Origin of the sequence: Paraburkholderia solitsugae, from assembly GCF_013177695.1 — a bacterium.
Taxonomy (GTDB): domain Bacteria; phylum Pseudomonadota; class Gammaproteobacteria; order Burkholderiales; family Burkholderiaceae; genus Paraburkholderia; species Paraburkholderia solitsugae.
In genome coordinates, this window is the sequence record NZ_WOEY01000185.1 from 1 (window position 1) to 13958 (window position 13958).

The 13958-nt window shown below is 56.3% G+C and carries 12 protein-coding genes and 4 pseudogenes; 8 read left to right on the plus strand and 8 right to left on the minus strand.

Features of this window, described 5'->3' with window-relative positions:
• Positions 1-228 precede the first annotated feature (228 nt).
• Positions 229-396 (plus strand): annotated as a pseudogene (locus GNZ12_RS43120) (helix-turn-helix domain-containing protein); the annotation flags it as partial.
• A pseudogene (locus GNZ12_RS43125) lies at positions 369-746 on the plus strand (integrase core domain-containing protein); the annotation flags it as partial. The pseudogenes GNZ12_RS43120 and GNZ12_RS43125, both read left to right, overlap by 28 nt.
• Before the next feature lie 151 nt (positions 747-897).
• Here GNZ12_RS43125 and GNZ12_RS43130 read toward each other — a convergent pair.
• Both GNZ12_RS43130 and GNZ12_RS43135 read right to left on the minus strand, forming a co-directional pair.
• Complete coding sequence (locus tag GNZ12_RS43130; RefSeq protein ID WP_216673591.1) at positions 898-1992, minus strand: enolase C-terminal domain-like protein; 1095 nt, start codon at positions 1990-1992, stop codon at positions 898-900.
• 118 nt (positions 1993-2110) lie between these two features.
• On the minus strand, positions 2111-3034 hold the full coding sequence (locus GNZ12_RS43135; protein WP_172319015.1) for a 2-dehydropantoate 2-reductase: 924 nt from the start codon (positions 3032-3034) through the stop codon (positions 2111-2113).
• A gap of 1041 nt (positions 3035-4075) precedes the next feature.
• Here GNZ12_RS43135 and GNZ12_RS43140 point away from each other — a divergent pair.
• Positions 4076-4741, plus strand: a complete 666-nt coding sequence (locus GNZ12_RS43140) for a response regulator transcription factor (protein ID WP_172319017.1) — start codon at positions 4076-4078, stop codon at positions 4739-4741.
• Here the strand turns inward: GNZ12_RS43140 and GNZ12_RS45735 are convergent.
• Both GNZ12_RS45735 and GNZ12_RS45740 read right to left on the minus strand, forming a co-directional pair.
• The gene (locus GNZ12_RS45735; protein WP_172319019.1) at positions 4623-5582 is read right to left on the minus strand and encodes a LysR family transcriptional regulator; all 960 of its coding nucleotides are present in this window, start codon (positions 5580-5582) and stop codon (positions 4623-4625) included. The genes GNZ12_RS43140 and GNZ12_RS45735 overlap by 119 nt on opposite strands.
• A 188-nt stretch (positions 5583-5770) precedes the next feature.
• On the minus strand, positions 5771-6304 hold the full coding sequence (locus GNZ12_RS45740) for a DUF3331 domain-containing protein (protein WP_407947772.1): 534 nt from the start codon (positions 6302-6304) through the stop codon (positions 5771-5773).
• Positions 6305-6876: 572 nt separating this feature from the next.
• Between GNZ12_RS45740 and GNZ12_RS43155 the strand changes: the two are divergent.
• The 3 genes and pseudogenes from GNZ12_RS43155 to GNZ12_RS45450 all read left to right on the plus strand — a co-directional run.
• A pseudogene (locus tag GNZ12_RS43155) lies at positions 6877-7377 on the plus strand (oxidoreductase); the annotation flags it as partial.
• A pseudogene (locus GNZ12_RS44895) lies at positions 7378-7860 on the plus strand (transposase); the annotation flags it as partial. It lies immediately after the preceding pseudogene.
• 34 nt (positions 7861-7894) lie between these two features.
• The gene (locus tag GNZ12_RS45450) at positions 7895-8218 is read left to right on the plus strand and encodes a hypothetical protein (RefSeq protein WP_328806204.1); all 324 of its coding nucleotides are present in this window, start codon (positions 7895-7897) and stop codon (positions 8216-8218) included.
• 10 nt (positions 8219-8228) lie between these two features.
• Here the strand turns inward: GNZ12_RS45450 and GNZ12_RS43165 are convergent, their stop codons facing one another.
• Together GNZ12_RS43165 and GNZ12_RS43170 are read right to left on the minus strand one after the other, a co-directional pair.
• Complete coding sequence (locus GNZ12_RS43165) at positions 8229-9629, minus strand: FAD-dependent oxidoreductase (protein WP_172319023.1); 1401 nt, start codon at positions 9627-9629, stop codon at positions 8229-8231.
• Between the two features lie 317 nt (positions 9630-9946).
• Entirely contained in the window at positions 9947-10297 is a 351-nt protein-coding gene (locus GNZ12_RS43170) for a BON domain-containing protein (protein ID WP_172319025.1), read from the minus strand.
• Positions 10298-10855: 558 nt separating this feature from the next.
• Between GNZ12_RS43170 and GNZ12_RS43175 the strand changes: the two genes are divergently transcribed.
• A complete protein-coding gene (locus GNZ12_RS43175; RefSeq protein WP_172319027.1) occupies positions 10856-11170 on the plus strand; it encodes a hypothetical protein in 315 nt (104 codons plus the stop codon).
• A gap of 55 nt (positions 11171-11225) precedes the next feature.
• A complete protein-coding gene (locus GNZ12_RS43180; RefSeq protein WP_172319029.1) occupies positions 11226-12404 on the plus strand; it encodes a porin in 1179 nt (392 codons plus the stop codon).
• 12 nt (positions 12405-12416) lie between these two features.
• Here the strand turns inward: GNZ12_RS43180 and GNZ12_RS43185 are convergent, their stop codons facing one another.
• Both GNZ12_RS43185 and GNZ12_RS43190 read right to left on the minus strand, forming a co-directional pair.
• Complete coding sequence (locus tag GNZ12_RS43185) at positions 12417-12794, minus strand: hypothetical protein (RefSeq protein ID WP_172319031.1); 378 nt, start codon at positions 12792-12794, stop codon at positions 12417-12419.
• A gap of 365 nt (positions 12795-13159) precedes the next feature.
• The gene (locus tag GNZ12_RS43190; protein WP_235994093.1) at positions 13160-13954 is read right to left on the minus strand and encodes an alpha/beta hydrolase family protein; all 795 of its coding nucleotides are present in this window, start codon (positions 13952-13954) and stop codon (positions 13160-13162) included.
• Positions 13955-13958 lie beyond the last annotated feature (4 nt).

Genomic DNA, 13958 nt, shown 5'->3' on the forward strand with positions numbered 1-13958 from the left:
GAGCCGCGGAAAAGTTGAAAGCCGGCGGGGGCCGGGCGCTTCGCGCCCGGCAAACCCCAAAAGAAAAGAAGAAAGAAACCGAAACGACAACAATCCGTCGGGTAACATTCCTTCGTGAGGCAACACGCCGGAAAAGATAGTTGACGTTAACCAATTTGCAGTGGAAACGCACCAGTATTCTCGACGAGGTCTTTAAAATCCTGGACGCTCCGGCTACCGATTGACAGATTGAGCAATACCTTGAGTTGCGACTCTGCTGTATTGGCCAGGCGCGGGACGGCGGTGCGAGAGATAGCGAGGCAAACGGGCTTACCGCGCAACACGGTGCGCCGCTATCTGGGGGACGAGCAGGCGAGCCGGTGTGTCGTCCGTATCGCGCGAAGACCAAGGGCAACGTCGAGCGTTCACAGCTGACTGACCTGAACGAATTCTCGTTTCACCATGCCCCGACCAAGGACGAGATTGACCAGCGAATTGAAGAGTGGCAGTTCGACTACAACTGACGCTGCCCGCACGGCTCACTCGACGGCAAGACGCCCGTCGACCGCATCGCAGAAGTGAGCGAAATCACGCCCCTCTCGGAGCAGGTGGAAAGCACGTATGACAAGCAGAAAGAACGAATCAGGCACCGCGAATGGCGAATCGACAAGATCCTTGCCGAACATCATCGGCGCGTGCTTGAACTCGCGCCTCCTACCGGAGCCACGAACTCAAGCACGCCAAGAAATCGATCTTCAAGAAAGTGAAATGATGTCTGTGAATCGCATAGCGAAAACGCACTTCGTGCACGGCAAGCGTAGGTACCTCAGGTACTCTGGAGGATGGCTCCGCACGGTTGGTTGGACGGAAAGGATCCCTGTCAACGGTGGCCTGTAGCGTAAAACGGTTTGATCTAGCCTATTGGATCCGGAATCTTGCTACCGCGTCCGGGTTCCAGCTTAGACCATTGCCAGGCCGCTGCGATAGATTCGCCTTCCCATCAACGATTTCGAGAGGGTTTTCAAGGATTGGGTTTGCCCAATCGACGTACTCCAGCCAGTGTTTCGTTGGTGTTGCGGAAAGAAGATGAGCGCTAACCTCGGGAAAAAGATGGGAGGACACTTCTCGGCCAGCGGACGCGGCCAGTCCGCTAGCTTGACGCCAACCGGTAACGCCACCAATCCGGTCCAAATCGAACATCACGAAATCCGTCGCATTAGATCTCAGCGCCTCAAAGAGCGGAACAACTCCGACCAAATTTTCACCGAGTTGAATGGGTGTCCTTGTTGCGCTCGCCACCATAGCTGCATGCCCGAAATCGTCATGTTTGATGGGTTCTTCAATCCAGTACACCCCTTCGTCGTCCAAAGCCGGGCACAACCGCATGGCATCGGCAAACGTCAGCGCCTGATTAAAGTCGACCATTAACGAAATGTGATCGGGGAGGCGCTTTCGTACGGCACGAACGGCTGTAAGGTCTTCTGCGAAATGGGGGCGTCCGAGACGCATTTTTACCCCGTGAAACCCGTGATCCAGGAGTGCCTCTGCCTCATCCGCTGCGATTTCTGGAGCCATCAGACCCAAGCCATTGCTGTTGTATGCGGGAATTGGGTCACACGCGCCGCCGAGGAGGACGGCAAGAGGCAAGCCTGCGGAAATCGATAAGGCGTCCCAGGCGGCGACGTCAATTGTGGATGCAATCATGCATAGTGGGCCGTAGAGACCCGTCAATTTGAAGTAGCGCGTGATTGATTTCGATAATTCGATCGGTGCGATTGTTTGACCGGCGAGATAGCAGTTCAAGTCGCCGATCATACTCGCTAGCGCGCGCGCTACGGACTCGAGATAACAAAACGCGTATGAGAATCCTTTAACGCCTTCCTCTGTCTCAAGCGTGACAAGCAACAGGGGCGCGTTTTGAATGGTCTGCGCGCTGGTTCCAAGCGGACGTCTCATTGGTACCGAGACGGGTACCGCCGTGAGAGACAGAAGTTTCAGAGGGTTCGCCATCATGTTGCAACATCGCAATGAATGAATGAATGGCACACCGGTGTCCAGACCGTGTGCCGGCTCCAGGTCCAGCGAACGCTGGGGTCTTATCACCTCGTCAGGCTTGGACTTAAGTCCGACGCTATTGCTTCGAGCCAGCGGCGTAAAGCTCGAGTATCTGCGTGATCGTCGTGTTTTTAGGGGTGGGAATGCCCAATTGAGCACCAAATTCCGACACCCCCCCGCTTAACCACGGCAGTTCCATCCGATTTCCGCGCTCCAGATCGTGGTGCATCGAAGATGTCATCGTGGCGGGAATCGTGTCGCAGAATTGCAATCGGTCCTCGGCAAAATCCGCCGGCAAATCAACGCCCTTTGCTCGACCGATAGCAACAACTTCGCGCATGACGTCGAGCAGGAGTGCTCGCGTTCGGGGATTGTCCCGAATCGGGCCAATCGGCCGACGTATGGAAGCGGTCGTCCCAGACAGACCCACCAGAAAGACAAATTTCTCCCAGATCAGGCGCCGAATATTCTCACTGATCTCCGAAGTGATTCCCGCCTTTTGGCAGGCTTCATAGAATGTTTGGACACGTTTAGACTGGGTGCCGTCATATTCGCCGAACGTCAACTTTTGCATCGTGCCGCTATGCGCGATCACGCCCGGCTCGGAAATCACCGCAGCAATGTAGCAAACGCCGCCAAGAATCGATTTCTCCGGCAAATACCTGGTTAGGATCTCATCCTTATGCACCCCGTTCTGGAAGGACAAAACCGCCGCGCCCTGGTCCGCCAAAGGTTTGAGTGACTGCGCTGCCGTATCCGTATCCCATAGTTTTACGGCGACGAGGACCAAATCCACAGTACCGACTTTGCTGATATCGTCGACCGCTTTCGGGTCTTCCACCGTAACGTCGCCGAGCGGGCTGATCACCCGTAAGCCGTTCGTCCGCATAGCTTCAAGATGCTTGCCACGTGCCACGAATGTAACGTCAAAGCCTGCCGCTGCAAGGCGAGCACCAAAATAGCCTCCAACACCTCCAGCCCCCAAAACAGCGATCTTCATTTGAAATCCTTCTTTAAATCATGCTGGTTTATGAAAAGTCGTTGCAACGCAATTAGGAAGGCCGGCTACCTACGCCCATAGATCACCTATTGCTTACCGGGATGACCTTTGTCTTTACCATGATGATCTCGAAAAATCCAAGATCCACCTCAGCGGCGTTCGATGACCCTCCATACCCGAGTAGATCAAAATCGAACCGCAGTGCAGTTCATGCATGCTTGGCTCGTGATCGTTTCAATGCCCCGCTCACCGCGGACCTTCCTTGCATCACGCAAATAATCATAAGCGCGATTTCGTTTGCGCGTACTGTAGTCGTTCGACCGTTGCGTCGACGATAGATCGTCAATTTCCGACGTCAAGGTGTCTCGCGGCTCCTACCGCTGTCTCTTTGAGTCGCGTGTCACAAACGGACATTATCAAACACAAGACTCGCCGGCATACGCCTGTGGCTCGTGGCATCGATCTTGCGTCTCAGGGTCATGTGATCAGAGATCGGCAGTGTCAGTCCCATTAGCGGGACCATCGAAAACAGATGGAGACTATCGGTAGCCGAAATAGCGCCCACGATTTGCATCACGTCGCGCGATACGAGTGCGTTACGAGTGCGTTACGAGTGCGTTACGAGTGCGGTACGAGTGCGGTACGAAACCAAGCGGTTAGGCGACCAGCTTATGCCGTTGCACATTACTGTGCTGACTACAAGTCAGCAATCCTATGTGGAACCGCTTCGAAGACCTTCTCCAAGGCAGACAATCCGCTATAAGTGGCAACGCTGCGCATCCCGATCGGTATTGTTCTGACCCGTTCAACGCCCGCAGGACAACGTATCCGAGGGTTTCATTGTTGAGCGACTCCAGACACCGCTGCGCGTCCGGGCCAAACGAACGGCCATGTGCGCCAGCGTGATGGGACCGCTACAATTTCCACCGTTCCGAATGAGGTTTTCACTGGATGCCGACGGTCGGACATCAAAATCGAAAACATACTGCCGGGCACTTGTCCCTTCCGCTGTATTGGTCAACCGGCTCAAGAGGCTTCTTCATGGCTCCCAACTTTGCTGAACGAGACGGCAGTGTGGCGAACACCACCATCGTATACGTGATCGACGACGATGAATCGATGCGGGCTTCGTTGGACACTCTCTTTCGTTCGGTCGGATTGCGGGTCGAGACGTTCGCGTCGCCACAAGCGTTTCTCGAGTTCAAAAAATCCAAGGTCCCTAGTTGCCTGATTCTAGATGTCAGATTGCGAAGCGAGAGTGGACTCTCCTTTCAGCAGGAAATGATCACACACGGGCTGCACATGCCGATCCTCTTCATGACCGGTTACGGGGACATGGAGATGTGCGTGAAGGCCATGAAAGCCGGGGCGCTTGATTTTTTTTCAAAACCCTTTCGGGATCAGGACATGCTGGACGCTGTCTCTCAGGCGCTGGCGCGCGACCGCCAGCGCCTCGCAGCCGAGGAATCGATCGCGTCGTTGCGCGCTGCCTATGCGTCGTTGTCGGGACGCGAACAGCAGGTCATGGCTCTCGTTACCGCCGGCTTGATGAACAAGCAGATCGCCGCTGAAATGCTTCTCAGCGAGATCACGGTGAAAGTCTATCGCGGTCAGTTGATGAAGAAAATGAAGGCAAGGTCGGTCGCTGATCTCGTTCGTAAAGCGGAGGCACTCCGAATAGAGTCGAATCAGGAAAAGGCACTCTGAAACGCGGATCAATTCGCATAACCAAAAGGCGAGGTGCAGGTACCTGCACCGATCGCCCCGATTCCATCGAAATATCGCGGCACTCCTTCCGGCCCAAGGCGATCGAGACTGCCCGTCTCATTTCGGATATTTGTATGTCTGAAATGTCAGGCATAGAAATGCTGGCACGTCTCGTCCAACAGTGTATCCCCGCGATCTCGACGCGCTCGGTCCCATCTACCACCTCGATCATCGGCTCCTCACGTTCGCGCAAATGAGACTCGAGCAACAGGACATGTCCGCAACGGTCTGACGCATGCTCGATCCTCGAGCGCGCCTTGCGATAGGCCGATGTCGCCACGAGGGCGCGCCGCATAGCTCGCAACATTTGCCGATATACGTTTCCCTGATCGACCAGACTCGAAGGCAGAATAGCGAGATCAAATCTATCGTCGACCATATTCACAGAACGGTCGACGATTTGCACGACTACGGATACCTCGGGCGCCCTCTCACGATACTGACCGAGAAGACGTGGAAGCAAATCGCACATGACCACCGGATGAACGGCGACTCGCAGTTCTCCACCGTCGCCCCTCTCTTCGCACGAGACGCAGCGTGCTGCCTCGTCCAGCAAGTCGAGTGCCTTCACGCAGCTTTCGAAATACGCTCTGGCGCCTTCGCTCAGCGTCACACTACGCGTTATCCTGTGCAGAAGTCGCATCTGTATGTCGCGCTCGTGCATCATGACAGCGCGCAAGATCGAGCTGGTTGACACGTCTAGGTTCTTCCCGGTTCTCGTCAGGCTTCTGAAGAGTGCTACGGTCACCAACGCGCCAATTGCAAAGAGCTGATCCAGCACATTTCCGTATCGTCGGCCTGAATGTTGTTGAATGCCGCACTCGCTGTCTAGACCCGATCAACTTCATATCACCCGTAACGCGCACCGCGAATCCCCGGGCCTCGAGACTCGGGAGGTGGTCGTCCTCGCACTGGCGCGACATCCGTGGGGATGGAACATCGCCGAAAAATGCCGCTTGCCGTCGGGCGTCACGCCTCGATTTCATGTGCATCTATGCATATTGCGAGAATCATCGCCGAGGCATTCGCCGGTATTGCGGTGTACAATGCAGGCCGAAAGATGGTGTCACCCCTACGTATCGGCGCGCTGCTCATCGCACACATTCCCGATCGTCTTGCTACTCCCTTGTTCCAGACCTGATAACCGTAACTGCAGCTAGTCGCATCACGCCAAGAAAGCACCACCCTCATCGGCGTCGGACGATCGAGAACTTCAATCTTCGCGTTTCGCCCAGAGCAGTCCCTACGAGCGAATGCCCGATATTCGTTTCGAATTCTTCTCGTTGGACTGCTTATAATATCGATTTTGTCGACGCACGTATTCAGCACCATCGTAATGTGACGCCAACGCAAATCCGGTTCAATGTTCGTCAATGACGAATCGTCCACGCCATTGGGTGCGGGGCTGTAGCCGCGCATACCTACCGACGCGGAAACCGCGTCGTAACGCGAAATACTTTTTCGTATGCTCATTGAGTACTCCATTGACTCGACTCTCAACATTTGCTCGCGAGCGGATACACCACCGGCACCCTCTACAGGCGCTTCAAAGAAGCAATCTCCAGCCGGATGCTTACCCCGAACAACACTACGTCCTTCGATAGGATCCGCTCCATAAAAATTGATACGACTGATAATGTCGTTACCCAAGTCAGCGTGAAACCCGATGTGCTAAGCAAAACCGATGTTTCCGTAACCAACGTGGCGCTCGACATCACGGAACCGATCGTCGAAGCAACGAGCCTCACGGAACCAGCCACGACGCTTGGGTACAGTGACTGTCCGTTACGGCTAACGAACGGTACTCGTCGAATTACATGACTCGATGTTAGCGATGGGATCGACGGGTAACAACATACGTTTGTATCGGTTTCTGTACTGCGGAACATCACGTCGCGCCGGATCCACTCGTTCCTCGGCTGGGTACGCCCCCACGAATTCGACGACCTACGGTCGCTTCTCTGCGCTACGAGCGCCTCCATGCTCAATTGAGGATCAGAGCGAGCGTCCTGCTGACGAGTTCAGATATTTTCTACACCCAGAAGCACGCCAAAAGCTGAAAGCGAGTCGTCGACGCCGTTCATGCCAAAGGCGCACGTATCTTCCTGCAGATCTGGCACGCGGGACGTCAGGCTCACCCGGTGAACACCGGCGGGGTGACACCGATCGCTCCATCCGCCTTGCGTTCGCGCGAGTACGCTGCGATTCGCGACGAGAAGGGTAATATCTCCGAAGTCGACCTCGTCGGGCCGCGTGCGCTCGAACTGCACGAGATCCCAGGCATCATCGAACGATTCCGCCACAGCGCGAAACTCGCGAAGGAGGCAGGCTTCGACGGTGTCGAGCTGCACGCGGCAAACGGCTATCTGTAAGACCAATTCCTGCTTGGCGAGTCCAATCACCGCACTGACGAATACGGCGGTTCGATCAAGAACCGCGCGCGCTTCCTGTTCGAAGTCGTCGACGCTGTCGTGGCCGTCTGGGGGCCGGACCAGGTGGGCGTCCGTCTCTCGTCGAGGGATTCGTACGCCACGATGTCCGATAGCGGCCTGTGCGAAAACGCCTTCATCGCCTAGTCTGCGAACAACTCGATGGGCAAACCGAAGTTGAAGGTTGTTGCCGACTGGGGTTACTTCAGCGGCCCGCAGATACGGACATGCGATCTGAACAGGATCAGCGCGTACGTCCCCAAATCACTCACCTCCGCATCAATGCAGAAAGGTCTCTTCACGAAGGCTGACTTTGTCTACGAGTCAAGAAACGATCTGTATCGATGCCCTGCCGGCGAGCGAACCGTTCATCGATTCAATGCCGTTGGGAACGACATGACTCTGCGAGTGTACTGGCCCAGTGCCTGCCGGCTTTGCCCTCCGAAGGATCGATGTTCGCCCAGCAACTATCGCCGCATTCGACGATGGGAGCACGAAAATATCCTGGAAGCCATGCAGCGCCGGCTCGACCGCAAGCCCGATGCAATGACCATCCGCCGAAGTACCGTTGAGCGTGTCTTCCGTACGCTCAAACACTGTAGCGTAAGCTGGACCTACCAAACTCGATCCACCTGCCCCATGCCCTGGCGTTCAGCGGCAAAGAATGGAGTTTCCACACGGTCTCGACCCGCATGCGACGTTCGGTTACGTGGCAAAGCGCCTGAACGACTACGATCTCGCCTATCTACACGTGACCGAGCCGCATATTCGTGGCAACGAAGAAAACGAGCATATGACCGGCGAGGATGTGCCGTCAAAAGACCTTCGGCGGATCTCTGCGTTCCCGGTGCAGCACGACCTGTTCGGGTCGTGCTGCCCTTTTCCACCTGATTGTCCAAGCACTGTCCGGGGTTGGACGACGACGCAATCGAATGATGATCTCGCCGCTTGTGCACGTCGTCGTCATTGGGTATGCCGCGTTTCCTGACTAAACGCTCTCACCTCGTTTTCCGTTCCGATACATTCGCGAACAGTGGGCCAAGACCTTCGGCCATAGTCAAGTGTGAATAGATCGCATCACGCAGTCGCGTATAGGGGAGGTTCGCTAGCATTGCGGTCTGAATCACCGCCATGACCTCACCTGCTTCAGAGCCGATCATCGAGAAGCCAACAATGCTGTCGTCTTCCGCGCTCACGAGGACCTTCATGAAGCCTCGCGTCTCGTCGGTGGCCTCGGTCCGCAGAACATTGCTCATCGGGAGCTTCGCCACGCGAACGGCAATTCCCTTTTGTTGCGCCTCCCGCTCGTTCATTCCAACTCGAGCGAGAGGCGGATCCGTAAATACTGTATGAGGCACGAGCCGGTCGCGCGTGCTGTGTTTTCCGCCGGTAAGGTTGTCCCGTACTACCCGGAAGTCGTCTACCGATACATGCGTAAAGTGCGGACTACCTGCAACCTCGCCAATGGCCCATATACCTGGCGTAGTCGTCTGCAGGTATTCATTCACGCGGATGTAACCGCGCTCGTCCAGTTCCACCCCCGCCTGGTCGAGGCCGATTCCGGCGGTATTGGGAACGCGCCCGGTCGCGACAAGCAGATCGCTGCCTTCGATCTCGCGCTCGCCTTCCGGTGTCCGCACCGTCACCCGAACTGACTCGCCCGACGATCCTACGACGCTCACCGTCTCTGCCGTCGTCAGCACATCGATGCCTTCATCGCGTAGGAGCCTCTGCAATTCGTCCGCGGTATCGGCATCCTCGAGCGGAACCAGGTGTGGCGCACGCTGAACGATCGTCACGCGGCTGCCGAAGCGGCGATATGCCTGAGCCAGCTCCACCCCCACGTACCCTCCACCTAGTGCGATCAGGTGCGCGGGCGCGTAATCGAGATCGAGCGCTCCGATATGTGTCAAAGGTTTTGCCGCCTCGAGTCCCGGAATTGCAGGTATCGCCGCATGAGAACCAACATTTACGATTATCTCGTCCGCACTTAGCAGGCGTGTTCCCCCTTCATTCAGTTGCACTTCGATCGTCTTGGGACCGACGAAATGCCCGCTGCCCATTACGAGACTCGCGCCGCTAGACTGGTACGCTCCGAGATGAAACGCTACCTCACGTTCGATCATGCCGCGCTTACGCGCAAGTACCTCGCCGACATCGATCGTTACGGCGCCTGTCTTCACGCCGAAGTGGCTCGCATTCCGGACGAGATGGGCCACCCGCGCGCTCCAGATTTCGTTCTTGCTGGGAAGACAAGCGACCGCCGGGCACGAACCGCCCACCCATTGACGTTCCACGACCGCGACCGTCTTACCGGACTTCGCCAGATTCCAGGCAAGGAGTTTTCCTCCCTGCCCACTGCCAAGAATCATTATTTCGAAATGCTCGACCTTAGACATATCCCACTCCGTATTGGTCTGATGTAAAGACCACCAAAAAACGGTGAACACCCTTTGCGCAGGACGCGCGCCATGCAGCAACGCTTATCCCGGCACCTTTGGTGCAGCGGGAAATCCATCCGCATCCCGGGAATCCCATGCTGATAGTTCGGTACTGTCCTATCACCGATTGCGACGGCGTAGACGAGGTTCTCCGCACGACGTCTCGCGGGAAACACACGAGCCGACCAGCCACTGGTCGGCGTCACCGCGGTTGACCGCGACATTGCTATGACGCGGACGAGCGCATTGGCCTCGCAGTTAAAAATGGCAATGTGTCATTGTCCGCCCTCAAGTCGGACCGTCAGTTGGTTGTTGACCGATTTGACGTTGGGCACGCTCGCAGCGATTGTCCCTGCACGGTCTATCTGGCTTGCGTCCGGCACACTCCCTGCCAACGTCACCGCGCCCGATCGGGCGAATACCGAAATGTCCGCGGTCTTAAGTTGATGGGTGTGCCACAACGCTTTCTGTACAGCATGCGCCATTTGACGATCTGCAGCCTTCATGGCCGCCTTGCTCGAAGGCGCCATTGCGCCGGCCGGGACATCGGCGTTCTGCGCGTACACACTGCCTGCATAAAGCACGGCGCAAGCCGCTAATAGGGAAAACAGCAGTTTCTGTCGCATGTCGAAAACTCCCATTTATAGGCGCATAACTCGTCGGCTCGAATCGATCGCGTAGCTGGCCAACGCGATCAAATGTTAGTGACTGGATCTGGGGCAGACAACATACATAAGTATCTAGTCGATATACGTTGCGGCGCACTCTTGGGGAGATTCGCTGCTCTGCAACCGATTACCCATTGCGATATCGGCACGATACCTATGTATATTGTTTAAGCAGGGCCAAATTCCTATCCTTCAGAAAGACGCGCTGGTAGATCGGACGCGTAGAGCGCCACGACCGGATTGTCCTGCGAAAGGCCTGCCGCATCGAATCGACACGGCAGCGGCGCCACGAAAGCCTGAATCCGAATGACATTTCGCGAATCTATTGCGAATCAGATCTCGTGCCCTTTCCACCGTCTGGAACTATCGATGTTGTTTGAGCAATGGGTTGCCATTGATTGGTTTCATACGCATGCACAACATACCTGCGCGAGGTGATCCCGCCGACGTTTTGCGTCAAACAGCCTGATGTTCGACTTCCAACCCGCTATTTTGCTTTCCTAAATGAGAAAGGTGGTGGACCAACTTGCGGCATTGGGAACATTCGTACGCGTCGTCGAAGCCGGTTGTTTCTCGATCGCCGTGCGATTGCTCGGTGTACAGAAGCCTACCGATGGAGGCGTGGCGTTCGACGAATGCACGATACGCATCATGCTCGGAGTCGAACAGCCCAAGCATATGGCGCGCTGCGCAAGGAACCTTCAGGAGGTTATTGCGTATATCTCCAATAGCGACGATCCATTTACGCGCTCCGACTTGTCTGGTCAACGGAGCGCTTTGCGCGCCGCAACGCAGTCATGTGACTGCCCTCTGCCACGCATGATTGAGTGACACAAGCTTCCATAAAATTGGGCTAACAAAGCCGCCTTTCCTGGAGATCACAAACATGAAAAGGACTCTTCTGCTTGTTTCTCTGTCGGGTGCATTCGCAACAGTTGCACACGCACAAAGCAGCGTCACGCTGTATGGCCTGATCGACGCGGGCATCACATACACGAATAACGTGAAAGGCCACTCCAACTGGCAAGAAACGAGCGGCGCGGTCAACTCCAGCCGCTGGGGCATGCGTGGCGCCGAGGACCTCAGCGGCGGTCTGAAGGCTATCTTCACGTTGGAGAACGGCTTCAGCACCACCAACGGTACGCTCGGCCAAGGCGGCCGCGAATTCGGCCGTCAAGCGTTCGTAGGGCTGGATAGCGATCGATTCGGCAAGGTGACCCTCGGTCGCCAATACGACATCATGGTCGACTACGTCGAACCGCTGGCGCTGTCGGGCCAGCAGTACGGCGGCACGTACGTGACTCATCCGTTCGACAACGACAACCTGGATAATACGTTCCGCTTGAACAACTCCGTCAAGTATGAGAGCCCGAACTACGCCGGCTTAAATTTCGCGGCCGCGTACGCCTTCTCGAACACCGCTGGCCAATTCACGAACAACCGCGCGTACAGCGCAGGTGTAACGTACAAATACCGTGACCTGACCGTCGCGGCGGCGTACCTGCAACTGAACAACAGCCTGTCGGGTTCCACTCCCGCCGCAGCGCTTAGCTCGGTGAACAGCGCAGGCGCGGTTAGTGGCGACAACACACTGCTCGCCGGCCGCCAGCAAACCTGGGGCGCCGGCGCGAATTACGCAATCGGTCCGGCAGTGATTGGTTTCGTATACTCGCAAACGAACCTGACGCAAGGTTTCGGCATCAACCCGACGACTGCCGGTCAGAGCATCTCTTTTGATGGCAACAGCGTTCACTTCCAGAACTTTGAATTGAACGGCCACTACACACTAACACCGGCAATCAGCTTCGCAAGCAGTTACACGTATACGCAAGCCAATTTCGGCTCGGGTTCGCAGCCGAAGTGGGGGCAGATCAACCTGCAAGCTGCCTACTACTTATCGAAGCACACGACCGTATACCTGCAAAGCGAATACCAACACGTGATGAACCGTGAAGGTCTGAATGGCCAAAGCATCGGCGCGATGATCAACAACACCAGCAGCGGTGGCGCCTCGGCGACGAGCAACCAAGTCGCTGTGACCGCTGGCATGCGCGTTCGCTTCTAGGCCGTTCGCGCACTACCGCTGTATCGAAGGCGCCGCTGCGGCGCCTGTTCTATGATCAAGTATGTAGGACTCCAGTTTAATAATGTCAAAATTTTCGAAACGAACCAAACTGATGACCGGCGATGGGTAAGCTGAAAAGTCTGGGGGAAGTTGTTCAGTGGGCCGCATTCTGATTGGGAGTTCATCATTCTTTGTGTTCGCTGGCGGAATCGTCGATCCGATAATCAACAATGCCGCGGTGAGCAGTTCGATGCCCCCGACGATCTTCGCCTCCCTCACCCCGAACACCCCCAACCAGTTCATAAACGGGCTGTGCGGGATCAACGGCGCGATCGCGTCAGCTGCATACGGTGTGAGCTTCCGAATGCAGAACCCGACAATCTCTACCATCGACCACCAAGCAACGCGAGGTGTCGATAGCCACAATTGCTCGTTTCCGCCACATTAAAATGAAGTACGATTTCTCTCACCTTCTGTCAATTGATGTAGCGACTTATGCTTCAAAGCGCCGGGTCACAGCTACAGTCGTTTTGCGCGCCACAAGCAGGTACCGGAGAATGTGCCGGCAACGTGATTTGTCAAACGTTTGTAAGAACGGTCGTCGAAGCCTGATTTGAAAATCGACACCAGGCGTCGTTGAGTTGCGAGACTCTCGCGCGATTGAGTGTGCTATCAAATCTTAGTGACCGGGCGGCAGCTGAGCTACCATGCATACGTATCGATACCACATACGGGTTAACACATTTCGAATTGGCTTACACGGTCGCCACCGGCGCCCCGAGATACCGGCTGGCCCAGGTGGCAATTATCGACGCGGCGTACTCCGCGTCGGCGCGACGTGTGAGCAGATGGTCTGCATCGTCCAATGAAAAGAAACTTTTCGGGTGCTTAGCGGCAGCGAAGATGCGCGCCGCGTTGTCGATGCCTACGGTCGTATCACGGGGTGAGTGCGCGACCAGCAAAGGTAGTCGCAGTTGCGCAACTCGCGCCCCCAGATCGTGACGCCGGGCGTCGTCGACGAAGCTTTTGCGAACCACATATGGCCGGCCACCAAGAAGCACTTCAGCTTCGCCCGCGGTCTCGATCATCTCAAGACTGACCGGATCAAACTGATGCAGAACGTGAGCGACGTCAAATGGCGCACCAATCGTCGCCACTGCACGAAGACCCGGCATCTCGCCGGCCGCCATCAACACTGCGGCTCCCCCAAGGCTATGCCCGACTAAAAGGCCCGGCTTTTTGCCGTCAGCCTCCATCGCACGCCCCGCCGCCAACACATCCTCAACATCCGCGGCGAAAGTCGTCTCCGTGAAGCTACCGCGGCTGCTCCCCAATCCTGCGAAATCGAACCGCAGCACGCCGATACCATTCGAAGCCAATGCGCGGGCGAGGCGCGTTGCGGCAAGGCTGTCCTTGCCGCATGTGAAACAGTGAGCAAGCACTGCCCAGCCGCGCGGCGTAGTCTGCGGACGTTCAAGGCGGCCGGAAAGGCGATCGCCCTTGGAGCCCACGAAATCGAATGTCTCCGCTGTCATTGCAAAGCCCTCCATAAGA